Raw genomic sequence first — 24,729 nt, 5'->3', positions numbered from 1 at the left:
TGTACTCCGCCTACTCCGCTGCCACGATCTCGGAGATATCTCCGAGCTGCAGGATTAATTGCTCCAACCGCTTCATCAATCGAAGCCGCGCCTGACGCAATGTCAGGTCGTCGGCCATCACAAATACATCGGTAAAAAACTGCGCCACCGCCGGTTCAAACTTCGAGGCTTCCAGATAGGCTTCGCGGTAGCCGCGGCCGGTACCCACCGCCTGGGCGATCACCGCCGACCGCTTGTCGAGTTCGGCCAGCAGCGCCAGTTCGGACGGCTCTGTCAGGAGTGTGCCCAGGGCCGCGCCGCTGTGTTCCTGCTGCTGGAACTCGGCATCCGGCAGTTCGCGCGCGATGTTCTTGATGCGCTTGAATGCCGTCGCAAGCGCCCGGAACGACGCCGACGCCGCAAACTCCGGCAACGCGGCCACGTTGGCCGCCAGATCGGCCACGGGCCGATCCGCCCCGCCGGTCAACACGGCCCGCACGTTTCTCCGGTCCGCGCCGCGGACTTCCAGCACGTAGGCCAGCCGCTCGCGCAGAAATGCGTTGACCTCCACCCACGCCTCTTCGGTCATCACGTGGCCCTGCGACTCGGCACCGCCTTCGGCGTCGACAGGGCGATAGCCCTTCACGGCTTGCGTCAGGAGCACGCCCAGCGCGGGGCGCACGGTCAGCCCCGTCAACGGTTCAAGATCGACGAGGATTCGAATCACGCCGTGAGCGGCGCGACGCAGCCCAAACGGATCGCGTGACCCCGTGGGACGTTCCCCGGCATGGAACAACCCGGCAATCGTATCGAGCTTGTCCGCCAGGGCGACGGCCGCCCAGGTGACACGTGCGGCGCCCAGGATCGCCGCCTGCGGCGCAGCGGTAGGTTCCACGGCCGTCGGAAGGTAGTGGTAATACACGGCCTTCCACACGGCCTCGGGCTCACCACCCTCGCGCGCGTAGATGCCGCCCATCTGCCCCTGCAGTTCGGTGAACTCGCGCACCATGTCGGTGGCCAGGTCGGCTTTGGCGAGCAGGCCCGCCCGCTCGGCATGCGTGGCCTCGGCCTCGGCCTGCTGGAACACGTCGGTCGCAATCCAGCGCGCCAGCGCCGCCACACGGTCTGACTTGGCGCGATACGAACCGAGCTTCTTGTGGAAGGTCAGCGTATCGAGGCGGCCGAGCCGCGCTTCAAGGCCGATCTTCCGATCCGCGTCCCAAAAGAACCGCGCATCACGCAGGCGTGCCGCCACCACGCGTCCCGCATTGGTGGCAATGCCCTTGTCGTGGCCACCCTGCGTGTTGGTGACCGCCAGGAATGCCGGCAGCAACGCCCCGCCCGCCCCCACCACGGGGAAGTAGTGCTGGTGATGGATCAGGGTCGTCGTCAGCACTTCCGCCGGCAGCGAGAGAAAGTCGGCCGAGAACGTACCCGATACCACCGACGGGTACTCGACCAGATCCGGCACCTCGTCGAGCAACGCCTCGGCCTGCGCCGACTCGTGCAACATCACATGGCCGCCGATCTTGCGGGCGTAGCCATCCAGTTCACGCACGATGCGGTCTCGCCGCTCGATGCGCGACAGAAACACGAAGTTTTCTGCGAGCTTCTTCTTGTATTCGTCAAAGCCCCGCACCTTGATCGCGCGGCCCGCCCGCCCGCTCGTGGCCAGAAAGCGATGGCCGTACGTCACGGCGCCAGACGCGACGTCCTGCACTTTCACGCTCGCCGCAAGCGCGGTGCGCGCGATGGTGTACGGCACCACACGGCCGCCATAGAGGAACAGCAGCCAGCGAATCGGCCGTCCGAACAACAACTCGCCTTTGCCGTCGTGCAATTCGGCGTCCCAGTGCATCTGTTTCGGAAACGGCAACGTGCGCAGCAACTGCGTCAGCACGTCCGGCAGCACGTCCACGGTGGCGCGGCCGCGGCTCTTTTTCTCGAACGCGAGGTACCGCCCTTTGGGGGTCTCTACCTGCGTGAGCGCCGAGAATTCCACGCCCTGTTTCTTCGCAAACCCCAGCGCCGCCGGCGTGGGCTGCCCATCGGCGCCAAACGCCGCCGACACAGGCGGGCCGGTCAGCGTCTCGTCGCGGTCATCCTGCCGATCGACCAGCGACGGCACACAGGCGGCCAGCCGCCGCGGCGTGCCATGCACTTCAATGGCTTCGGTCGCAGGCAGCCCGTGCGCCTTGAGCGCCGCACGCAGCGTGTCGCTCATGTGCTGCGTCAGTGGCGGAAGCCACGACGCCGGCAATTCCTCGAGACCCAGCTCGATGAGAAGTTCACGATCCATGGTTCGACTCCCTTCGGTCGCTCACCACAGGTGGGTCGGTCTGCACCATCGGATCCGTCGTCCAGGCTTTCGCGATGGCCACAGCGAGTTGGCGGACGCGCAGGATGTAGGACGTCCGTTCCGTGACGCCGATGCTGCCGCTCGAGTCGAGCAGGTTGAACGCATGGGAACACTTGAGGCAGTAGTCGAGCGCCGGCAACGCCAGGCCCGACTTCAACAGCGCCCAGGCAAAGTCGTAGTACTGCGTAAACAGATTGCGGTGAAACTGCCCGAACTCGCCATCCGGCATCGTCACATGCGCGAACGCGTATTTCGACTGCTCCACCTCGTCGCGCAGCCGCACGGTGCCGTACTTCACGCCCCGCGCCCACTCCAGGTCAAACAGGTTATCCACCCCCTGCAGCGACATCGCGAACCGTTCCAACCCGTAGGTCAGCTCCACCGCGACGGGCGCCAGATCAATGCCGCCGGCTTGCTGGAAGTACGTGAACTGCGTGATCTCGAGTCCGTCGTACAGCACCTGCCAGCCAATACCCCACGCGCCCAGCGTGGGTGATTCCCAGTTGTCCTCTTCAAAACGCACGTCATGCGCCCGCAGATCAATGCCGCACGCCTCCAGGCTCTGCAGATACAGGTCCTGCACATCGTCTGGCGCGGGTTTGAGGATGACCTGGAACTGATGGTGCTTGAGCAGGCGGTTCGGGTTTTCGCCGAACCGGCCATCGGCGGGCCGGCGGCAGGGCTGGACGTAGGCCACATTCCACGCAGCGGGACCGAGCACACGCAGGAACGTCTCCGGGTGCATGGTGCCTGCCCCCATCTCGGTGTCCATCGGCTGCTGAATCAGGCACCCCTGCGCCGACCAATAGTCTGAAAGTTTGGAGATCAGATCTTGAAACGTCACAACTGCGGCCTCAATTCCCTTACCACTCGCGCCGATCGCAAATCTTTTTCCAGGTGCATCGCAATCAATCGCGCATGCACCGCTTCGAGTTCACGCAACGTGCCGGCATCAGCGCCGGCATCCGTCACCGCGGCGGGCGTGGCCGTTGCCGCTCGCCGCAGCAAGCCCATCGCCGCTCGCGAGACTCTCAGCGACCCGGTGCCACACTGCCCACACACCATGTGCCACTCCCCTGTGACCAGCACCGCCCCGTCGTCGAGCGATCGGCCGCAACGCGCGCAGCAATCAAGCGACGGATAGACGCCTTCGAGCCGCAGGAGCCAATACTCGAAGTACCGCGCGAGGCTTTCCACCGACCCACCTCTGCACAATGCCGCCCCGACCGACGCGCCCAGCCGGAACAGGCGTTCGTTCGCCATGGCGTCGGGCGCCCATTCGTCGAGGAGTTCGGCAAAGTAGCTGGCGTGGCCCAGCACTTGTGCCGCCTGGTCGTCGGCCCGGCCTTCAGCCGCCCTCATTGGGCCATCGATAGGTTCGATCCGATCGAGTCGTACCAACTCGCGCCCTTCACGCTCCACATACGACACCCGGCCGCGCGTAAACGGCTCCAGTGCCCCGCCAAACCGCCTGCGCGAATTCGTGGCATTTTTCGCCACACCGCGTTTCTTGCCCCGGTCCTCGGTCAGGAACACTACAATCCGGTCCGCCTCACCATAGCGGTAGGTGCGCAAGACGATGGCCTCGGCCACATGGGTGCGCATGCCTACGACCGCAACCGATCGATCATACTCCGTTGGCCCGCATCCCCGGCTCTCATGGCACCGGCGCGATGTGCAGGAACCTCAGGAAGAGCGTGGCGAGGCCCAGGAACGCGAGGAACCCGAAGACGTCGGTCAACGTGGTGATGAACACCGATGACGCGAGGGCGGGATCGACTTTGGCGGCGCGCAGGCCCAACGGAATCAGCGTGCCGGCCGTGGCCGCGATGAACATGTTGATGACCATGGCGAGGCCCAGAATGGCTCCGAGCGCCCAGTCGCCCGTCAGAGCCCACGCGCCAAGCGTGGCCACCAGTCCGAGTGCGATGCCGTTGCCCAGGCCGACGAGGGCTTCCTTCATCAACGCCTGGCGCGCGTTGCTCCAGGTCAATTCGCCGAGCGCGATACCGCGCACGATGACGGCCAGCGTCTGCGTGGCGGCATTGCCGCCCATGCCGGCAACGATGGGCATCAGGAAGCTCAGCGCGACTACTTGTGTGATCGTGGCTTCGAATCGGCTCACGACCCACGCAGCGCCAAACGCCGTCAACAGGTTCACGAGCAGCCAGGGCATGCGGCGTTTCAGCGACTCAAATGGCGCTGACAGAACGCCGTCGAACGTGGAGACGCCGGCGAGCCGGAAGACGTCCTCGGTCGCCTCATCCTTCAAAATATCAATTACGTCGTCTACCGTAATGACGCCGACGAGTTTGTTTTCGGGATCAACGACCGGAATCGCCAGCAGGTTGTACGACGCGACGCGACGCGCCACTTCTTCCTGGTCCGTGTCCACGCGCGCGCTGTAGACGTCGGAGGTCATGATGCGCTTGAGCGGCGTGTCGGGTGACACGAGGATGAGTCGCCGCAACGACGTGACGCCCACCAGGTGCCGTCGTTCGTCAACGACGTAGAGGTAGAACACCATCTCGACGTCGCGCCCGGTCTGGATCGCAGTGATCGCTTCGCCGGCGGTGAGGTCTTCCGGCAGCGCGAACACGTTCGGATTCATCAACCGGCCGGCGGTCTGCTCTTCGTAGTCGAGCAACTCGGACGGGCCACCACCGGGCTTCGGACGGATGAGTTCCAGGACGACCGCGGACAGTTCTTCAGGCAGATAATCGATCAGTGCCGCCGCGTCGTCGGACGGAATCTCCTGGACGAGGCGGGCGATTTCTTCGGCCGGACGATCGGCGAGGAGGAGTGAGCCCTTTTCGGGGCCATATTCGCTGAGCGCCTCAACGGCCAGTTTCCCGTTGCGCTCGACCAGGACGTTAAAGACCGCGTGGCAATCGCGTTCGTTCAGTTCAGCAAAAACCTGGGCGAGATCGGCCGGGTGCTGCTTCTGGAGCAGGTTGAGGAGGTTGGCCGTGGCCCCCATGCGGAGCAGGCGCCGGACCGACTCCAGCACGAGATCATTCCTGCGCGGCACCGCCATCCGGCCATTTTAGCTTGGTCTGGGTCTTGCAGGGGCAGACAAAAGCGCTCCCCTGCAGTCCGGTTCTTCCGAGAACGTAGCTCGGCCTGATCCTCAAGGCCGAGGATCTTGGACCTGCCGAAGACCGTGGCCCTGCGGGCAGCGGCTACGGAGCGGTGCTCGAAGACTGGCGGATGACGCCTTGCGTTTCCCGCTGCCGCTGGTCGCTTGCTCCTAATGCGGCTCCCTTCCGCACCCCGCCGTCGCTGCGCTCGAAACGCCGCGGCCTCACCCGCCAGTCTTCATGCTGCACCCATCGCACCGCTCCTAATCGCCGCCGCCCGCAGGGCCACGGTCTTCGGCAGGGCGCTGACAGCACGGCCTAAAGGCCCTGCCCTCCGACGGACGACCAAAGAAGCTCCGCGGAGCGGCACCACGAACTCTGGACGCTGGACCCTGGACCCCGGGACTACTCTGCCCGCAGCGTCTTTGCCGGGTCCACGCGCGCGGCGCGGCCGGCCGGCACCAGCGCGGCGACAACCGCCACCGCCAGTAGCCCGATAGCGACGATGGCGATTGAGGCGGGGCCGCTGGACTTCCAGCCGAAGATGCTGGATTGCACCATGGACTCGAGGGCAAGGGCCCCGGCCGACCCAAGTGTGAGACCGATGACGGTTGGTTGCAGTGACTCGCGCATCACCGTGCGCCAGATGTCCTGCAACTTCGCACCAAGCGCCATGCGGATGCCGAACTCGCGCGTGCGCTGTTCGACGAGGTATGAGACCAGGCCGAAGACGCCGATGCCGGCGAGCGTGGCGGCGAGGATGCCGAACGCAATGACCACAGGCCCCTGGAATCGTGCTTCGCCCGCTCCGCGCTCGAGCATGCTGCCGAAGGTGACCGGACGAACCGTGACCTTGGCGGCAGGCAAGGCACGCGCCACAGCGGCAGACAAGAGTGGTCCGATACTCTCCGTCTTTGCGCCAGGGATGAAAGCGATTACGTATGTTGCGCCCTGTTGGCCTGCAGCAGGAACATACACGATTGCCTCGGGCTCAACGTCCAACTGCCACCTCAGCGGCTCAGTGACGCCGATGACTTGACGGAGATGCCCGCCCGCTCTGATGGATTGTCCGAGTGCGCTGCCTCCAGGCCACAGCCGCTCGGCGAACGGTACGCTGACCATGGCCACCGATCCGTTGTCCGGGTACTCGGACGCGGAGAACGAACGCCCTGCCCGAATGCCGATACCCCAGGCCTCGAAGTAGCCGGCAGTCACGGACACTCGTGACACCTCGGATAGATCGACCGTGCTTGAAGGTACCAAGACACCGTCAAAGGCACCCCCATGCTTAAGTGCCGCCGCAGCGACGCCACCGACCTGACCAACCGCGGCCAGTGCGGCCCGGGCGTCAGGGCCTGTGGCGGAACGGCCATTGGCACCTGTCACGAACACCTGAAAGCGATCCTCCATCTGATAGCCCAACGGTTGGTTGAGATACCGATAGATCCCAAGCCCCACAAACACCGCGCCGATGACGACGACCGACGCGACGGTGAGTTCAGAGACCAGCATCGTCCGGGCCATCCGGCCTGACGCGGAGCGCCGCACCCGACCATCGGACCGCTCCTGCCGCATGAGGGGGCCGCGCATCGCAAGTAATGCGGGCCAGAGGCCACCCGCCACTGCCACCGTGAGGCCCAGCGTCACCGCGACTATCACCGCGCGTTCATCGAACAACATCGGGACGAGCGACAAGTTGCGGCCCGCCGTTGGGAACTCCGGCATACGAGACGCGATCCACCACGAGAGTCCCCGCCCCAGCAGCAAGCCCGCGCCACTGCCGCAGACGCCGAACATCAGACTCTCTGTCACAAAGACCCGCACGACTCGCCACCGACTGGCGCCAAGGGCGGCACGGGTCGCGATCTCGGACGCCCGCGCGGTGGCCCGGCTCAGCAGCAAGTGGATCAAGTTCATCGTCGCGAGCAGGAGCACCAGTAGCGCGCCAGCCAGGAAGACCTTCGCCGTGGGCTTTCCGCCTGCCACTTGCACTTCGAGGACGGATTCCAGACGGACCACTCTCGGACGGCCATCCGCGACGGGCGCCACGGCCTGCAACGTCGCACCAATGCGCTCCCCCGCCTGCTCGGTAGTCACACCCTCAGGCAGCAGCACCATCGGAAACGACAGCAGATTGGGGCCGACCCGAGGAGGCCCCTGAACCGGTATGACCAGGTCGGGAGGCCGGTTGTTCAGATCAAACGACGCGACCTCGGGCCCGAGAATTCCGACGACCAGGACATCCACATGCCCCTCGGGCCACTCGATACGAAGAGACCTGCCAAGCACGGCGGCATCGCGATGAAACGCGGTGCGCCAGACACGGTCCGTCAGCCACGCCACCAATGGCGCCCCGGCGACGTGATCGTCAGCGGTGAAATCGCGGCCGGCAACAAGAGGGAGTCTCAAAGTCTGGCGGAACCCAGGGCTGACTTCGTAACTCGACACGACTACTCGACGATCCCCAAGGACCAGATCTCCGGAGATGTCTGCCATGCTCCACTCGACGAATCCGTACTCGCCGACCGGGCTCTGACGGAGGGCGACCACATCGGACGCACGCAGGGCCGATGCGATGGCTGCGTTGGGATCGCGCACGAGATACGCGCGCTCGCTTCCGGGAAAGGGCAACGGCCTGAAGAGGTAGCCGTCTGCGAACGAGAAAATGGCGGACGCGAGGCCAAGGCCAAGGGCGAGCGTCAGGATGACCGTCACGGCGAACCCCGGCGACCGTCGCCAGCCGCGCCACGCATACCTCACGTCGCCGCCGAGGTCGGCCCACGGCCGTCCGCCGCCGAACCCACTTTCGGCACTGCGCCGTTCGTGCGCCACGGTCTTCAGTGCATCGCCGATGCCGCGCCCCCAGAAGCCCAGCATCGCCATCGCTCCCCCGGCGTGGGCAGCATCCGCGAGGCCACGCGCCATGCCGTCCTCGATCTCGCGACCGAAGCGATCACGGAACGTTCCAGGCCCCAGCCAGAAAATGACGGAAACGATGCGGGCGAGAAACCGTGGCATCGCGGACTCCCCTAGGAAGCAAACACCTTACCGAGTTTCACGAGCAGGGCCAGTCTCTCAGTCTGCGCCTTCATCGCGGCCTTCCCTTCCCTGGTCACGCGGTAATAACGACGCCGGGCATCGTCTGAATCCGCCTGCTTTGGCGGGTCGCATTCCTCTACCAGACCTTCGGCGAGGAGCTTCTTGAGGGTGCTGTAGAGGGTTCCGGGCAGCAGCCGAATCTGCCCGCCGCTGCGTTCAGCGATGCCCTGCATGATGGCGTAGCCGTGAAGGGCATCCGTTCCCAAGGCGAGCATCACGTGTTGTGCCGGGCCTGCGAGTCCTGATTCCGCGTGCGTTGTCTTTCGCATGCGGCCGACTATAGTTCAGTGGAATATAAATGGCAAGAAATCGCGGGTGCGGCTTTCCGGTCACGGCATTCAGATTACGCCTCTCGGCTAACGGTTACGGTCGATGAGGACAAGGCGGATATCTAGTCCTTCCAGGCGCGCTCCGGGCTCGGCCGTCACGACCTTCGCCTGAGCGATCTCGACAGCGCCGGGAAAGTACACGCGCGGGTAAGACTGACCGGTCAGCGCGAGCGGATCGATGAACGCTCCCGAACTGAGCAATCCCGCGAGCCCCTGCGTGCCTCGTCCCTCACCACGGCAGTCCGGACACGGCGGCGTTGGCACAATGTAGCGCGGTGCGTTTGCACCGGTCGTGGCGCCCGGCAATGTCACGGTCCCAATACTGGGCGCGAGGTAGGGCTCGGCACTGATCCCATAGGCTCCCGGCGCAAGGCCGAACAACCGGTACTCGCCGAGGTCGTTTGTGCGCGACTCAGCCACAGTCTCCGCGTTCACCACGTTGTCACTCACGCGATGCGCCCGGACGTACACTCTGGCGGCAGCGGCGCCGTGCTCGTTGAACACACGGCCGCTGAGAACCACCATCGGCGTGAGAGCGATCGAAATCCGGTCGGCCTTGCCCGCCGCAATCGCCACTGGCGCGCCATACGATCCGCGCAGATGGTCGTCGTGTTCCGCGATGATGCGAAACGTGCCAGCCGGCACGCTTGCCGTGGAGAATCGCCCCTGCGCGTCGGTCTCAACAACGATGGCCCCAGCCAGGGGCGCATCGACCTTGGCGAACAACACGCGCGCGAACGGTATGGGCGCTTGCGTCCGCGCATCAATGACCGTACCGCCAGGCCCCTGGGCGTCCACCGATTGAAGCATCGCCATCGCCAGAAGGAGTGCTATCAACTTCACGACGTGATCCTCAGTTCAACGAGCCGGGCGGCCGCTTCGACAAGTGTGACCGCCAGACCTTTGCCATCGTGGCGCTTCCACACCGCCGGGTCCTGCCATGCCTCTGCCGGAACGGTCTCCGTCGCAAACAGCACGTAGGCCGCCGGCACCATCCCCTCGAACTTCACTCGGCCCTCAGCATCCGTCACGCCGCTTCGATAGGCATCCGAGTGCATCCTGCGCGTGGGCTCCGGCACGGCAACCACCAGAACACCCGCCATGGGACGCCGGCGGTCGTCGATCACGATGGCTTCGAGCGTGGCCGTTCGGGTGCTGATATCGACCTCGAACCGGCTACTGGCCGCACCAGCTCCAACGCTCACAAAACGGTTCGACACATCGTCGCCTCCGAAGAGGGCCGTCTTCGCCCAGAGCGGATTCCTGAGCCCACCTCCGAAAGGAATCAGGCGCCAGCGGTAGTTGCCGATGGCCACGTTCTCGATCGTGAAGGCACCGTCTGCATCAACGCGCCTGGCACTCGAGCCCGGCAAGCCGTTCATCCCGACCAGTTGAATACTTGGGAGTTGCTCCGCTGCGGGCGGGGCTCCGTCAACCAGAACGCGCCCCGACACGCTGACGCCTGGCTGCAACAGGGCGACGACGCCGTCGAGATCGCGATCCCACACCTCAATCGGCACACGCGCCATCACTAGTGGAGCCGAACGCTCTCCTGGAGCGGGCAGCATCTGCGCCGACAGGTGGTATCGCCCCGGTAGGACACCGGGCAGATCAAAATCACCTACGGGAACTTCAATCCCCGGAATGGCCGAGGCGGTCCCCGACTCTGCCGGGAACACGGAGACGCGCACTCTCGGCGAGCCGGCGAGCCCCTGGGTGTTGATCCGCCCGCGCACGCGGAAGGTGGCGGTGCGCGTCAGCGCGACATCAATCGCGAGCACTGTGGCGCCCGGCGCGACCTCGATGCCGGTGGCGGCCGCCGGGTCCATCGTGTTCGGATAGTAGACCGCCGGAGACACGCCAGTCTCGAACGCCGCAGGAGTGATGGTGTCCAGTGTGGCGGGCGCGCGGACCTCCGACCGATTGCCGTTGGCGTTGCTCGGGACCACCTGGGTCACCAACGCCTCACCATCGAGCCGTGGCCTGCCGGCGGGAATGGCGCTGACAAAGAAGGTGCCGGGCGACAATCCGAACAGGCGGTAATCGCCACGATCGTCGGTGACGGCGTACTCTTCGACGTTCAGGAAGCGCTGACCGTCGCGGTAGGTCGGTTTCAATGCGCGCACCCAAACATTGCGTGCGGGCCGTCCACGGTCGGTCACGCGCCCGGCAATCACGCCGGTCGGTGTCAGCATCACCACCACGTCAGCCCCAGCGCTGCGTTCGGCGAGAACAATGGGAGTGCCTGCCGATGCGACGGGCGTGCGTCCGTGCTCCGACCGCAGGAACCCTGCGGCATCAGCGTGGACTCGATAGCTGCCCGGTGAGAGGTCGCGCACGACGAACCGCCCGCTCGAGTCCGACGTAGTAGTCCGGTAGTCTTCAACCGTCCCGCCCACCTTCGCTGCCACCAGCCGCGCATCAGCGACCGGGTTACCAGAACCCCTTGCGATGACCCGGCCCTGCAGCGTGACGCGCGGTGCAACAGGCGCCTGTCCTTCAACCTGGGCAGCGACGGCAGCCAAAAACAGGAGTGCGATTCCTGTGCGTCTCATATGGGTGTGTTCCAACCCGAACAATACCAAGAAAGCCCCGCGAAGCGGCACCGCGAACTCTGGACTCTGGACTCTGGACTGCGGCCCCTCCAACAACCCACCAAGTGCTGTTCTCGGGCGGGGCTCTCGTCACGCTGCCGAAGGCCGGGGTCGCGCGGGCAGCGGCGATTAGGAGCGGTGCGATGAGCGAAGCATGAACACCGGCGGGTGACGGCCGAAGGGATTCGAGCGCAGCGACGGCGGGGGCGAAGTCGGCCGCATTAGGAGCAAGCGATGAGCGCCAGCGCGAAACGCGAGGGCTCACCCGTCGGTGTTCGAGCACCGGCTCCGTAGCCGCTGCCCGCGCGGCCCCGGCCTTCGGCAGGTCCAAGATCCTCGGCCTTGAGGATCAGGCCGAGCTACGAGGCCCGTGGACCCTGGCCCCTGGACTCAGTCCGCGCGCAGCGTCCGCGCCGGGTCCACGCGCGCGGCTCGGCCGGCGGGCACCAGCGCGGCGACAACCGCGACGACCAGGAGCCCGATCGAGACGATGGCGATTGAGACGGGGCCGCTGGACTTCCAGCCGAAGGCGCTGGACTGCACGACGGACTCGAGGGCAAGAGTTCCGGCAAACTAGACCAGCACCCAGGGTCCAGGGTTCGAGGTGGCGCCTCGCGCGGCCTCAGTGCACCCTGCCGAAGGCCGGGGCCGCCAGGCGGGTGCCACTGATAAACGGGACCATGAGTCCCAATGGACGCGCGATTCGTACCTGCGGCAGAGCGACTCATCACTGAGTCTGCGGCCCAGCCTCCCCGATGCCGCACCATCTCCGCCAAGGCGGTCCCTATGCAGCAGTCACGACGGGTGTGTGTTCTTGTACTGGTCATGTTGTTCGGCGTGGTCACCGTGGGATTCGCGCAGGCACCGGCGCCGCCGGCGCTCGATACGATGGCGGGTGGCCTGGCGCAGTTATACCAATCGATCAAGGCCAACGTGGTTGAGGCCGCCGAACTGATGCCCGAGGAGCACTATGCCTTCAATCCGGCGTCAGACGTCCGGTCATTCGGGGAACTGGTCGGCCACGTGACCAATACGCACTACAACTTTTGTGCCGCAGCACGCGGTGTGGCATCACCCGCACGAGTCAACCACGAGAGCCTCAAGACCAAGGCGGAACTCGTGGCCGCGCTCAAAGCGTCGGTGGAGTTTTGCGACGCGGCATACGCGGATCTGACCGACGCGCAGGTATTAGCACCCGCCAAATTCGGCCAGGCCAGTATCACCAAGGGGTATGCGCTGACCTTCAACATCGCCCACGACAACGAGCACTACGGCAACATGGTGACCTACCTGCGCCTGAAGGGCCTGGTCCCCCCGTCCACGGCTCGGGCGAGACGATAGATAGAAAGGGTCCCGCGCGGTCTGGCGCGCCTGCCGGGCGGCGAACCAAAGAAGCCCCACGCTCAATTGAGACCGTGGTGCGCGAGCTGCAACTCGCGTAGCATCGCGCGCTTCTTGGACTGGTGAGCCTGCATGCGCTTGAGGATGTCATCGAGCATGCGAACGGCCGTCGTGATGTGAGGGCCCTTGTTGAGCATCACGCACTCCGCGCGATGCCCCATGGCGGCGTCCGTGATCTCCGCGCGTGACGGCAGGCCTTCCTTGGCCAGAGTCTCCAGCACCTGCGTGGCCCAGATCACGGGGACATGAGCGGCCTCGCAGATCCAGAGAATCTCCTCCTGCACTTCTGCCAGACGTTCGAAGCCACACTCCACGGCAAGATCTCCCCGGGCGATCATGACGCCGCAGCACGGTGACCGCATGGCGGCGAGCAGCATGGATGGCAGGTTCTCGAACCCCCGCCGGGTTTCGATCTTCAGCACAATCGCGGGCCGCACGGCCCCCGACTCGGCCAGCAGCGCCTGCAGCACCTCGACATCAGCCGCCGTATTGGCGAACGACAGCTCCACCACGTCGGCGCGCGCGGCCACGAATCGCAGATCCTCCCGGTCTTTATCTGTAAGCGCCGAGAGGCGAAGGGCGCTGTCGGGCAGGTTGATGCCTTTGTCGGACCGCAGCCGATGTCCCTTGGCACGCGCGTGCGTAATGCGCACCGTCACTGTTGAGGCCTCGACACGTTCAACGACGCCGCCCACATGGCCGTCATCGAACCAAATGGCCTCGCCCGCCAGCACATCGTCAAACACCTCCGGCAGGGTGCAACCGATCATGGCGGGGGTCAGCAGACGTCCGCCGTGATCGTACGTGGCCGGCCGGCCAGGAGTTTGATCCCGGCGGAGCAGCAACGTGTCCCCGATGGACAGGTGCAGCGAGGCCTCCTGGGCCGGAAGCGGCCCGACCGTCGTGTCGGTGTCGAAGTCTGACGGCCGGTCGCTCTCGCGGCGCAGCACGGTGCCGGGCACAAGGAAGACCGATTTCATCGTCTCCACCCAGCACCCCTCCGGCCTGGCATCGACGACCTGCCAGTGCCGTAAGGCCCCTCGCGCGTCAGTCAGATGAATCTCGTCCCCTTCTGCGAGCGTCGCAAGCCACACAGCATCGACCTCCACGCAGCCGTCGGCATCCGAGGGCGGTGCTGCGGGAGTGACGATGGGAGTCAGCCAGATCCGCGCCGGAGCGGCCGCGCGGCCAAGCGAATCGCGGCTGGGGCGGCACCGCAGCACCTGGGGCCCAGGCGAGAGTGGCCCGGTTCGGAGCTTCGGCCCCGCCAGGTCCATGACGACCCGACACGTGCGGCCCAGCGCGACCTCGGCTCGACGCAGGTGGTCGATAAGACGGGACCATATGTCGGGCGTGTCATGCGCGCAGTTGATCCGCATGCAGTTCATGCCCGCCTGCAACAGCTCATGGACCAGCGCAGGACCATCGGCTGCGGCGCCCGGCATCGTCACCATGATGCGCACCGATCGATCCGGCGGCTGTGGACCGAGAAGGGTATCAGTGTGCGCGGCCAGCAGTTGCTCGCCTCGGGCGAAGTTGACGACAGCGGGGGGTGCCGGAATTTCAGGATCTTCGGTGTCCCCGGTGAGCTGACCGAGCACGCCGAGGACGGCGTTCACTGACGCCAGCACGTGGGACTCCGCCCGCCCCAGCGATGACAACCCAAGGGCGGCCAGTTCCATCTGGAGCGGCCGGAGGTCCCGGCGGCGCAGCGCGAGATAGTGCAGCAGATTGACCGCACTATCACGGTAGTCCTCGTGCACCGTGCGCAACCGACCGTCCGGAGAGCTTGCCGCGAGTAGTTCGCTGCGCAGAGCAGAGAGTGACTGGCGTACTCGGTCCAGTCGTGCTGGGTCATCCATCATCACACCGTAACGAACCGGTGTGACAGCCGCACGACAGGTGCTCCGCAGCGCTCGGTGCGGCTTCGGCAGTCTCCAAAAGCCGCGGCCTTGAGAACCAGGCCGCGCTACGAGGAACGCCAACAGCACCACGAACCCTGGACCCTGGACCGTGGACTCGGGACCCTGGACCCGTCAGCTCCTCTTGGGCAGCCCGAGCTCGTCGAGGAGGCGTTCGTCTTCGCGCCAGTCCTTGCGCACCTTCACGTGCAGGTCGAGGTAGACGGGACCTTCGAGCATTTCCTGCAGGTCCTTGCGGGCCTCGGTGCCGATGCGCTTGATCATCTCGCCACCCTTGCCGATGACAATCGGCTTCTGGGAGTCGTGGTCCACCAGGATGGACGCATAGATCTTGGTCACGCCTCCCGGTGTCTCGGCTTCGGCGAATTGATCGATCACCACGGCCGTGGAGTACGGCAACTCATCACGCGTGTGGGCGAGGACTTTTTCGCGAATGAGCTCAGCCGCAAGTGTGCGCTCTGACTGATCGGTGAAGTACTCCTCATCAAACAGCGGCTCGCCTTCCGGCAACACCGCCAACATCTCCTTGAGGAGGTCATCGACCTGGTTGCCTTTGAGCGCCGAAATGGGAATCACCGCGTGGTTCGTGATGCCCTTTGCGTAGCTCTCGATTCTGGGCAGCAGGCTGGTCTTGTCTTTCACCCGATCGACTTTGTTCAAGACGATGATGAGGGGTTTGTGGAGGTCGGCCAGGAGGTCCATCACAAATCGATCGCCCCAGCCGGGCTCCTCGGCCGCGTCTACCACCAGCACAACCAGATCGGCTTCGCGAAGGGTGTCGAGCGCGGCCTTGACCATGCGCCGATTCATCGTGTGCTCAGGTTTGTGGATGCCGGGTGTGTCGATGAACACGAGCTGGCCGCCGGGCGTGTTCAGAACGCCGGTGATGCGATGGCGAGTGGTCTGCGGCTTGTCTGAGACGATCGACAGTTTCTGGCCGATGAGGCGATTCATCAGTGTGGATTTGCCCGCGTTCGGCCGTCCGACGAGTGCGACGTAACCGGCCTTCACTGTTCCTCGCCTTCGTCGGGCGGCAGGCGGCGCACCCGGATCTTGTGGATGCGGCGGCGCTCGGCCTCAAGCACTTCCACAGAGACGCCATCAACGGTGAAGGACTCCCCTTCTGCGGGTACTCGTCCTGCGCGGGTGAGCACGTATCCGCCCACGGTCTCGAACCCCTCTTCGTCGATCGTGATGCCGAGCCGCTCGGTCATTTCGCCGATCGCCACCTTGGCGCTAAAGACAAATGCGCCGTCGGGCTCCTGCACGATGGGGTCGGCTTCGAGGTCGTACTCGTCGCGGATTTCGCCGACGAGCTCTTCCACGAGGTCTTCAACAGTGACCAGGCCGGCGATGCCGCCGTATTCATCCACCACCATGGCGAGCTGGAAACGTTTCTGCTGGAACTCGCGCAAGAGATCGGCCACCCGTTTGGTCTCGGGCACAAACGCCGCGGGGCGCATGAGTCCGGTGACAGACGCCGTGCCCGACATGGGCTCTTCAAGCTGAATCAGGTCCTTCACCACCACGAGGCCGATGATGTTGTCGAGGTTCTCGCGGAAGACCGGCAGCCGCGAGATGCTCCTGTTCGCGCACCAGCGCGCAGTTCATCGATCGTCGCTTCGGCGCGAATCGCCACCACGTCGGGCCGCGGCGTCATCACTTCGCGCACCAGCGTGTCGCCGAAGTCCACCACCGACCGCAGCAGGCGGCCGTCTTCGGCCGTTGCGGCGCCTTCGGCCTGCGGCTCCTGGGAGGGGTGGCCGTTCCCATTGGCACGCGGCGCGCGGCGCTCCACCGTACCGAGCCAGCCGATGATGAGCGAAGTCAGAGGCGTCACGAGGTTCGCCATCGCGGTGAATGGCGGCAGCAGCATCGCCAGCAGCCGCTCGGGCGCGTGCCTGACCACAAGCGTCGGCACAAGGTGCCCGGCCACAAGCGTCAGTCCGGCGCACGAGAAGAACAGGATCAAGCCGTTATACCAGCCCGTGCCGATCGGCTGGACCATCAGGACGACCATCAGCACCAGCAACATGCCCCGGACCAGGCGAGCGGGCACAAAGAACGTCAGGGGATCTTCCAGATACGCGGCCAGGCCGTCGGCCTCGCTTTCGCGTTCGGCCTCGAGGCGTTCGGGCAGGCGCATCAGGACGCCAAACGCGGTTTCGACCACCGCGACATAGGCGATTGCGCACACTACCAGGAAGACCGCTAAGGGAATCATCGTTCGTGCAACCGGGACTCACGCGCGATCAGGCCGTCCGGAAGTCCGGCCCGCCTGCGCAGCCGGTCTTCCGCCCTGCGCATCTCGCCCCGATCGTGCTCGTGATCGTATCCCAGAAGGTGCAGCAACCCGTGGAGCGCCAGCACCCGGAGCTCCGTCATTTCGGCGTGTCCCAGCGTGCGGGCCTGCCGTGCGGCCACACCGCGGGCAATGGCGATATCCCCAGCACGCCCGGCATATCGCTGGGAAACGACAGCACGTCTGTGGAGTAATCCGCGCCGCGAAACGTCGCGTTGAGCCGGCGCATCGCCGGGTCACTGACAAGCGCGATGGTCACCATCCCGCGCGCGCGCGCCGGTGCGTGCGCGGCCAGCCAGCGCCCGAGGGCCGGCGAGGGCCACGGACGTCCGCGGCCATCGGTCACGGCCACGGTGAGGCCCCGACGGGTGCGAGCAGCCGCCACGGCCTAACCCTTCGCCTGTGTGGAGTGGGCCTCATGCGCGCGGACGATCTTCTGGATCAGGGGGTGCCGCACCACGTCGCGTTCATCAAACCGCACGACGGCGATTTCTTCGATGCCCGCGACGATTCTCAATGCCTCGACCAGTCCGGACCCTTTCCCGGCCGGCAGATCGATCTGCGTGATGTCGCCGGTAATCACGGCCTTCGACCCAAAACCCATTCGCGTCAGGAACATCTTCATCTGCTCGGAGGTGGTGTTCTGCGCTTCGTCGAGGATGATAAACGCGTCATTGAGCGTACGACCGCGCATGAACGCAATCGGGCCACCTCAATCGTGCCCCGTTCCAGCAACCGCTCCACGCGATCCGCGTCGAGCATGTCGTTTAACGCGTCATAGAGCGGACGCAGATAAGGATTGACCTTCTCCTGCAGATCGCCCGGCAGGAATCCCAGCTTCTCACCCGCTTCAACAGCCGGACGCGCGAGGATGATCCGGTTCACGCGTTTGGCCAGCAGGTACGCCACCGCCTGCGCCATCGCGAGATAGGTTTTGCCTGTGCCCGCGGGGCCGACGCCGAGGACGATGTCGTGCGCTTCGATCGCGTCGAGGTAGGCGCGCTGCCCCACCGTCTTGGGCACCACCTGCTTGCGTCCTGCCGACCGCGCACTGTTGCGCAGGAAATAGTCGCCCAACTCGATGTTCGGATTCTGCTGCACGAGCTGCGCGGCCGTCTTCACATCACCGCGGCCAAAGCGGTAGCCGGAGTCCAGCAATTTCCCGAGCTGCGCCATCACGTGTTCGGCGCGGCCCACCTCGTCGGCTTCGCCTTCGATGATCAGCTCGCGCCCGTGTGTCTTCAGCCGCACCGACAGCGCGGTGCCGAGCGTCTTCAGGTGTTCATCAAACGGGCCGTACAGGGTTTCAAGGCCCTCATCGGGCATCGCGACACGGCGGACGGCTTGGGCAGGCATTAAGGAGCGGACTCAGTATAGCCTTGCCGCGCCGCGGACGCCGCTGTCATCGCCATGGAGCGCCGGGACAAGTCGCGTGGCGACCACGTCAGAAAAGACCCAGTCCGCCCACAGCGCGGGCACGCGGGTGTAGAGGCGCTCGATCCGTGAGAGTCCGCCGCCGACGACGATCACATCCGGATCAACAAGGTTGATGACCGTGGCCAGGGCCCGCGCGAGGCGCGCTTCCCACCGGGCCAGCGTGTCGCCGGCACGCGCCTCGCCGAGGCCGGCGCGCGCCACGACCTCTTCGCCCGGGACCAGTTCTCCACCGGCGCGCGAGTAGTCACGCGCCAGGCCCGGCCCCGACAGCCACGTCTCGATGCAGCCCGACCGGCCGCAGTAACACGCATCGCCGTGCATCTCGGATGCGTCAGGCCACGGCAGCGGGTTGTGCCCCCACTCGCCGCCAATCGCATTGACGCCTTCCACAAGCGCGCCATTCACGAAGAGCCCGCCACCGACCCCGGTGCCCAGAATCACCCCGAACACCGTGCGCGCGCCCGCCGCCGCTCCGTCGGCTACTTCCGACAGCACCAGGCAGTTCGCGTCGTTGGCGAGGCGGACAGGCCGGTTCAGGCGCTGCTCCAAATCCTGGTGCAGCGGCTGATCGTTCAACCACGATGAATTGGCGTTTTTGATCCGCCCGGTGACCCGGGACGGTGCGCCCGGAATACCAAGGCCGACAGTGCATCTCGCACCGACAGCCTGCTCGGCCTGCTCTACCAGTCCGCCGATGGCCCCAATCGTCCCGGCGTAGTCTCCGCGCGGCGTGGCGACGCGCGTCCGCCACACCTCCCGCCCATCGTCGTCAAGCACCACGGCCGAGATCTTCGTGCCGCCCAGATCGATGCCGAGACGCATAGACGGATCAGTCGCCCTTGGTGCCCGGCGATGCGACGGTCTGGATGTGCAGGTCGCGCAACTGTCGGTCGTCCACAGTGGATGGCGCGCCAGACATGAGGTCCACCGCCTGCGCAGTCTTCGGGAACGCCATCACCTCGCGAATGGACGACTCGCCGCAGAGGATGGCAATGATGCGGTCCAGACCAAACGCGATGCCCCCATGGGGTGGCGTGCCGTATTCCAGCGCCTCGAGGAAGAACCCGAAACGCGCGCTGGCCTGTTCGTCAGAAATACCGAGCAGCCGGAACACATGGCGTTGCACGTCAGGCCGATGAATTCGGATGCTGCCGCCTGCGATCTCCGACCCGTTCACCGCCAAATCATACGCACGCGCGCGCACCCGGCCCGGCTCCGTCTCCAGAAACTCCACATCGTCAGGCATCGGCGACGTGAACGGATGGTGCATGGAATCCCACCGCGCATCATCGGGATTCCATTCGAACAACGGGAAGTTCGTCACCCACACGAAGCGGAATTCGTCCGGCTTGAGGAGCCCCGCCTTGCGGGCCACGACAAGACGCAGATTTCCGAGCAGCGTCGCGGTCTTGTCGGTCGGGCCGGCAGCCATCAGGAGCAGGTCGCCTTCCTGCCCACCAGCCGCGTCAAAGGCCTGGCGCAATGGCGCCTCGCCTGCGGCCTTGAGTGCGGAGCTCTGGAGCGCGCCCTGGACCACTCGCGTCCAGATAAGCCCCGAGCCGCCCATCTGCCTGACCTGCTCGGTGAGTTCGTCCAGTTCCTTGCGCGAGTACTTGCCACCGCCGGCCACAACAAAGCCGCGCACCACGCCACCAGCGGTGACCGCATCGCGAAACACGGTGAACGGTGACTCGGCGAACAGGCCACTGACATCGGCGATCGGCATGCCAGGCCGCAGGTCCGGTTTGTCCGATCCATACAGGCGCATCGAGTCGGCATACGTCATGCGCTCGAAGGGGCGAGAGACCGCGAAGCCGGCCGCCGTCCACATCGAAACAATCGCGCCTTCGACGATCTCGTAAATCAGTTCCTCAGTGGCAAACGAGACTTCCACGTCGATCTGCGTGAACTCGGGCTGTCGATCGGCGCGCAAGTCCTCGTCACGGAAACAGCGGCAAATCTGGAAGTACCGGTCGAGGCCGGCAATCATCAGAATTTGTTTGAAGATCTGCGGCGATTGCGGCAGCGCGAAGAACTCACCACGATGCACGCGGCTGGGCACCAGATAGTCGCGCGCACCTTCGGGAGTGGATCGCGTAAGAATCGGCGTTTCAATCTCGAGGAAACCCTCGTCGTCGAAGTAGCGGCGCGCCGCGATGGCCACCTTGTGACGCAGGATGAGGTTGTGCTGAAGCGCCGGACGCCGCAGGTCCAGATACCGGTACCGCAGGCGCGTTTCTTCGAGCACCGCCACGTCTTCGTTGATCGGAAACGGCGGCGTCTTCGCCTCGTTGAGCACTTCCACGCCCGTCGCGACGACTTCGATATCCCCGGTGGAGATCTTGCTGTTGACCGCCGCGGCGTCACGCGCCTCCACGTGGCCGTGCACCGCCACGACCACCTCGGGCCGCAGCTTCGCAGCCGACGCGCCGTCGGCGCCAGCGCGCACAACCACTTGCGTCAGACCGTGTCGGTCGCGTACGTCAAAAAACGTCACGCCGCCAAGATCGCGGACCCGATGCACCCAGCCCTGCAGGAAGACCGTCTGCCCCACGTGTTCACGGCGCAACTGGCCGCAGGTATGCGTTCGATAGTTCACCACGGTGCTCACAACAATTCCCGAACGGCCGTCACGACCGCGTCCCGCGCCACCGCGCGTTGTTCCCCCGTCGCCATGTCGCGCAGGGTGACTTCCCCACGCGCCAGTTCATCACCGCCGACAATCAGCGTGACACGGGTCGCCAGGCGGTCGGCGCGTTTCATCTGCGCGCGCACGCCTCTGGCTTCAAGTTCCATCTGGGCCGGCAGGCCCGCCTGCCGCAACTCGCGAATCAACTGCCAGGCGGCGGCCCGGCCATCTTCACCAATCGCCACGACAAACGCGCGCCCGGGTGCCGCAATGGGCGCCGACTCCGGCAGGGCCAGCACCAGGCGCTCCATACCCGCGGCAAAGCCGATGCCCGTCTTGTCTGCACCGCCTAGCTGTTTCACCAGGCCGTCGTACCTCCCGCCGCCCAGCAACGCGTTCTGCGCGCCCAACGTCTGCCCCAACACCTCAAACGTCGTCCTCGTGTAGTAATCAAGGCCGCGGACAAGGCGATGGGATTGGCGCCAGACGATGCCGATCGCGTCGAGGTGCGACTTCACGCCGGTGAAGTGCGTGGCGCACGACTCGCAGAGGTAGTCCACAGAGTGCGGGAGCGCGTCGATGATCGGCTGGTCGGCGGGAACCTTGCAGTCGTAGATCCGCAAGGGATTGGTGACCGAGCGCCGCTGGCAGTCGCCACACAACTTCCCGAGGTTGTCGCCGAGCGCCTCGAGCAGGGCTTTTTGGAACACAGGCCGGCACGTGGCGCAGCCCACGGAGTTGATGACGAGTTCTGCCTGCGGGATGCCGAGCCCGGTGATCAGCGACCATGCGAGGTCGATCACCTCGGCGTCCACCGCCGGGTCCTGCATGCCGAAGGCTTCGACGTCAAGCTGGTGAAACTGCCGATACCGGCCCTTCTGCGGCCGTTCGTAGCGAAACATCGGCCCCATCGCGTAGAGCTTCGCGGCGGGCATCGTGTGCTCGAGGTTGTGCTCGATGTAGGACCGCACCATGCTCGGCGTGGCCTCAGGCCTCAGCGTGACGCGTTCCCCACCCTTGTCGGTGAACGTGTACATCTCTTTCTGGACGATGTCGGTGGATTCGCCGGTGCCTTTGGCGAAGAGTTCTTCGCGTTCAATGATCGGTGTACGGATCTCGACGTAGCCGTAGCGCTCGCACAACTCACGCGCGATGCGTTCGACGTACTGCCATTTTTCGACGTCACCTGGAAGGATGTCGTGTGTCCCACGTATTGCTGGAATCATCGGTATCGTCAGGCATTATCCCATGTAGTCAAGGCGATACCGGACGTAGTTGCCCGAGAACTCCAGGATCGTGGCCACTTCGGCATCGGTCAGCGGCCGCCGGACCTTGCCGGGGCTGCCCATGACCATCGAACGGGGCGGGATGACGGTGCGCTCGGTCACCAGGGTGCCGGCCGCCACGATCGAGTCTTCGCCAATAATCGCGCCGTTGAGGATGATGGCGCCCATCCCGATCAACACGCGGTCGTGAATCGTGCACCCATGCACCACGGCCCCGTGCCCGATCGTCACGTCGTTTCCGATTACGGTGGGGTGCGTCTCGTTCTGGACATGGACGACGCTGCCGTCTTGCACATTCGTGCGGTCGCCGATGCGGATGTAGTTCACGTCCCCGCGAATCACCACCTGCATCCACACGCTACTTTCGGCACCGATCACCACGTCGCCGATCACCTGGGCCGTTTCGTCAACAAACGCGCCGGGCGCGACCACCGGGAACGTGCCGAGATACTTACGCAAAGCCATCCAGAGATTATAGAAGCGAACACTCCAAAAGCCTCTTCACACGAGGCATGAAGGGCTGAAGGAACCGCTATATGCTCCGGATCATGAGGGGCCTGCTGTGTGTCGCGGCTTGCGTTTTGTCGCTTGGCGCGACTGCCGGCCTACAGCTGCCGCCTGCAACACAGATGCAGGAGATCCAGGAGCGCGTCAACAGGACTGCCCAGAGTCAGGCCGAAAAGCTCAGCGATCGCGTGCGCGCCTCGACACTGGGTGCGTTGAATCCCAGGTCGAATAGCGAAATCTCCCGGTGGGATCAGGCGGTTCGGCTCTGGAAGCAGGAGAAGGGCGCGGGCGCCGCACCACTGTTGGTGGAAGGTGTTCTGTTTGATTGCCTCGGCAGGTTGCAGGGCGTGATCACTCGTGTCCTGAGCAGTGAGGTCAATGTTCCATATTTTGCGGACCTTGCGACAAAGCGTCCGGCCAGAGCAGCGAAGGCCTTTGAGGCCGCGCTGAAGATCGACCCCACCCTGACCGAAGCAAAGATGCGTGCGGCCAGAATTCGCGCGCCTAAGGACGCGAAGGCGGCGCAGGAGTTGGAGCGCCTCGCGGTGGATCCTGCTGCGGCGCCATTCGCGTATCTGGCCGCGATCAGCCGCGCGGAAGCGGCTCGAGCGCAGCACGACACGCTGGGCGCACTCCGCTGGTACGACCACTCTGTCTTGCTCGAGCCGCGGTCAACCGCAGCGGCAATCGCTCTCGGCTCCTTGAGGCCAGGAGCCGCAGTCGCATTCGCTGAGGTCAGCGGGGATGATCTCTACTACTCCTACCCCTGCACCGTTTTGACCCCGGCGGTCGCTGCGGACCTCATGGCTCGCGTAAAAGGCGTGGCACTTCAGTGAAGGCCGCAGCCATCGTCGCGCTCCTGGCGTCCACTGGCATTGTTTACAGTGGACAGGCGCCGCAATTCAGATCAGCAACGGCGCTGGTGCGTCTTGAGGTCAGCGTTATTGATAACGGAGGGGCCGTGCAAGGCCTCACAAGCGATGACTTCGCCGTGTCCGACGGCGGTGCGCGGCAAATCGTTCGGGTGGAAGAATCTGCGGACGCGCCACTTGATCTTGTTGTGGTGGCTCAGCCCATCCCTTCGGTGGCCTACACGTCTGCCGAACAAGCGTCGCGGCTCACCGCCGGTATCTCGGCGTTTCTTGATCAAGTTCAGGATCGCGATCGACTGGGCGCACTCGCTGCCGGAACTCCTCCATCCCGCATCCGCGTGTTGGAATCAGGGCGGCCTCGTTTCAGTGTTGATGCATTCGGTCAAGGAAGATATGCCGCCCCCTACGATGCCATTTCGGCGGGCTTACGTGAATTTGTAGAGACGAATCGCCGACGGGCGCTGGTCGCCTTCACCAACGCCATCGACGCTCGGAGTACCACTAGCTTTGAGGCGTTGAGCGAAATGACTCGCCGGCTGGGCCCGGCCTTTGTGCTCGTCGGCAGCCCGATCATGATCAAGGACGAGGTTCGAGCCGGCGCATCCGACAGTTTCCGCGGCCGCCAGATCGGCGACATCGCCATTGGCCGGGTTTCCGGCTTCGTGTTCCCCTCGTCACTGCAGTCGTTGGCGAAACGAACCGGCGGGATCACGGTCAACCTCGGTGCGGGCGACCCGGCAAAGATCATTGCGGAGATGTTTACCTGGCTGCGCACGACGTACCTCATCTCGTATTCGCCGCCGACGACCAAAGGCTGGCACCCGATCAGCGTCAAGGTGAACCGCCGTGGCGCGAAGGTCACCGTCCGGGAGGGCTACTTCGTCGACTGAGGCCTGACGGTTCACGCGCGGCATCGTGCACGCGATCCGCACT

At 65.1% G+C, this 24,729-nt stretch carries 22 protein-coding genes and 1 pseudogene; 3 read left to right on the top strand and 20 right to left on the bottom strand.

The features are described from left to right. Positions 1-10: 10 nt before the first annotated feature. The 9 genes from IPL75_03520 to IPL75_03480 all read right to left on the bottom strand — a co-directional run bounded on the left by IPL75_03520 (position 11) and on the right by IPL75_03480 (position 11,983). The gene (locus IPL75_03520; protein MBK9239332.1) at positions 11-2,278 is read right to left on the bottom strand and encodes a glycine--tRNA ligase subunit beta; all 2,268 of its coding nucleotides are present in this window, start codon (positions 2,276-2,278) and stop codon (positions 11-13) included. Further along, the gene (locus IPL75_03515) at positions 2,268-3,182 is read right to left on the bottom strand and encodes a glycine--tRNA ligase subunit alpha (GenBank protein ID MBK9239331.1); all 915 of its coding nucleotides are present in this window, start codon (positions 3,180-3,182) and stop codon (positions 2,268-2,270) included. Before IPL75_03515 ends, IPL75_03520 begins: the two co-directional genes overlap by 11 nt. Beyond that, positions 3,179-3,943 (bottom strand): DNA repair protein RecO, encoded by a 765-nt coding sequence (gene recO, locus IPL75_03510; GenBank protein MBK9239330.1) that lies wholly within the window; start codon positions 3,941-3,943, stop codon positions 3,179-3,181. Before recO ends, IPL75_03515 begins: the two co-directional genes overlap by 4 nt. Positions 3,944-3,995: 52 nt before the next feature. Further along, the gene (gene mgtE / locus IPL75_03505; protein ID MBK9239329.1) at positions 3,996-5,375 is read right to left on the bottom strand and encodes a magnesium transporter; all 1,380 of its coding nucleotides are present in this window, start codon (positions 5,373-5,375) and stop codon (positions 3,996-3,998) included. Positions 5,376-5,823: 448 nt separating this feature from the next. After that, positions 5,824-8,436, bottom strand: a complete 2,613-nt coding sequence (locus tag IPL75_03500; GenBank protein ID MBK9239328.1) for an ABC transporter permease — start codon at positions 8,434-8,436, stop codon at positions 5,824-5,826. An 11-nt stretch (positions 8,437-8,447) separates the two neighbouring features. After that, complete coding sequence (locus tag IPL75_03495; protein MBK9239327.1) at positions 8,448-8,786, bottom strand: helix-turn-helix transcriptional regulator; 339 nt, start codon at positions 8,784-8,786, stop codon at positions 8,448-8,450. 87 nt (positions 8,787-8,873) lie between these two features. Continuing rightward, positions 8,874-9,689, bottom strand: coding sequence for a carboxypeptidase regulatory-like domain-containing protein (locus IPL75_03490; GenBank protein ID MBK9239326.1), 816 nt, complete (start codon positions 9,687-9,689; stop codon positions 8,874-8,876). Continuing rightward, positions 9,686-11,401: a carboxypeptidase regulatory-like domain-containing protein gene (locus IPL75_03485; protein ID MBK9239325.1), complete on the bottom strand. Its 1,716-nt coding sequence runs from the start codon at positions 11,399-11,401 to the stop codon at positions 9,686-9,688. The genes IPL75_03490 and IPL75_03485 overlap by 4 nt, the downstream gene beginning before the upstream one ends. A 429-nt stretch (positions 11,402-11,830) precedes the next feature. Beyond that, the gene (locus IPL75_03480; protein ID MBK9239324.1) at positions 11,831-11,983 is read right to left on the bottom strand and encodes a hypothetical protein; all 153 of its coding nucleotides are present in this window, start codon (positions 11,981-11,983) and stop codon (positions 11,831-11,833) included. A 147-nt stretch (positions 11,984-12,130) separates the two neighbouring features. Between IPL75_03480 and IPL75_03475 the strand changes: the two genes are divergently transcribed. Further along, positions 12,131-12,781, top strand: a complete 651-nt coding sequence (locus IPL75_03475; protein MBK9239323.1) for a DinB family protein — start codon at positions 12,131-12,133, stop codon at positions 12,779-12,781. A 62-nt stretch (positions 12,782-12,843) separates the two neighbouring features. Here the strand turns inward: IPL75_03475 and IPL75_03470 are convergent, their stop codons facing one another. From IPL75_03470 to IPL75_03420, 11 genes and pseudogenes are all read right to left on the bottom strand, one after another. Beyond that, positions 12,844-14,706, bottom strand: coding sequence for a pyruvate kinase (locus IPL75_03470; GenBank protein ID MBK9239322.1), 1,863 nt, complete (start codon positions 14,704-14,706; stop codon positions 12,844-12,846). A gap of 171 nt (positions 14,707-14,877) precedes the next feature. Then, entirely contained in the window at positions 14,878-15,774 is an 897-nt protein-coding gene (era, locus tag IPL75_03465) for a GTPase Era (protein MBK9239321.1), read from the bottom strand. Next, positions 15,771-16,289, bottom strand: a complete 519-nt coding sequence (locus tag IPL75_03460) for a CBS domain-containing protein (GenBank protein ID MBK9239320.1) — start codon at positions 16,287-16,289, stop codon at positions 15,771-15,773. Before IPL75_03460 ends, era begins: the two co-directional genes overlap by 4 nt. Further along, entirely contained in the window at positions 16,283-16,987 is a 705-nt protein-coding gene (locus IPL75_03455; GenBank protein ID MBK9239319.1) for a DUF21 domain-containing protein, read from the bottom strand. Before IPL75_03455 ends, IPL75_03460 begins: the two co-directional genes overlap by 7 nt. Further along, the gene (locus tag IPL75_03450; protein ID MBK9239318.1) at positions 16,984-17,187 is read right to left on the bottom strand and encodes an rRNA maturation RNAse YbeY; all 204 of its coding nucleotides are present in this window, start codon (positions 17,185-17,187) and stop codon (positions 16,984-16,986) included. The genes IPL75_03455 and IPL75_03450 overlap by 4 nt, the downstream gene beginning before the upstream one ends. Next, positions 17,145-17,450: an rRNA maturation RNAse YbeY gene (locus tag IPL75_03445; GenBank protein MBK9239317.1), complete on the bottom strand. Its 306-nt coding sequence runs from the start codon at positions 17,448-17,450 to the stop codon at positions 17,145-17,147. Before IPL75_03445 ends, IPL75_03450 begins: the two co-directional genes overlap by 43 nt. Before the next feature lie 3 nt (positions 17,451-17,453). Further along, positions 17,454-18,421: pseudogene (locus IPL75_03440) on the bottom strand (PhoH family protein). Positions 18,422-18,433: 12 nt separating this feature from the next. Beyond that, positions 18,434-19,324 carry an ROK family protein gene (locus IPL75_03435; protein ID MBK9239316.1) on the bottom strand — a complete coding sequence of 297 codons (891 nt, stop codon included), beginning with the start codon at positions 19,322-19,324 and terminating at the stop codon, positions 18,434-18,436. Between the two features lie 7 nt (positions 19,325-19,331). Next, entirely contained in the window at positions 19,332-21,101 is a 1,770-nt protein-coding gene (aspS, locus tag IPL75_03430) for an aspartate--tRNA ligase (protein ID MBK9239315.1), read from the bottom strand. 8 nt (positions 21,102-21,109) lie between these two features. After that, a complete protein-coding gene (locus IPL75_03425; protein MBK9239314.1) occupies positions 21,110-22,357 on the bottom strand; it encodes a histidine--tRNA ligase in 1,248 nt (415 codons plus the stop codon). A 15-nt stretch (positions 22,358-22,372) separates the two neighbouring features. After that, positions 22,373-22,882: a gamma carbonic anhydrase family protein gene (locus IPL75_03420; GenBank protein ID MBK9239313.1), complete on the bottom strand. Its 510-nt coding sequence runs from the start codon at positions 22,880-22,882 to the stop codon at positions 22,373-22,375. A gap of 83 nt (positions 22,883-22,965) precedes the next feature. Here IPL75_03420 and IPL75_03415 point away from each other — a divergent pair, with 83 nt between their 5' ends. Next, a complete protein-coding gene (locus IPL75_03415) occupies positions 22,966-23,760 on the top strand; it encodes a hypothetical protein (GenBank protein ID MBK9239312.1) in 795 nt (264 codons plus the stop codon). Beyond that, positions 23,757-24,686 carry a hypothetical protein gene (locus tag IPL75_03410; protein MBK9239311.1) on the top strand — a complete coding sequence of 310 codons (930 nt, stop codon included), beginning with the start codon at positions 23,757-23,759 and terminating at the stop codon, positions 24,684-24,686. Before IPL75_03415 ends, IPL75_03410 begins: the two co-directional genes overlap by 4 nt. Positions 24,687-24,729 lie beyond the last annotated feature (43 nt).

It is taken from the genome of Acidobacteriota bacterium (assembly GCA_016716905.1).
Taxonomy (GTDB): domain Bacteria; phylum Acidobacteriota; class Vicinamibacteria; order Vicinamibacterales; family SCN-69-37; genus SYFT01.
The sequence above is the reverse complement of the archived record's forward strand: the minus strand, read 5'-3'. Positions and strand labels throughout refer to the sequence as shown.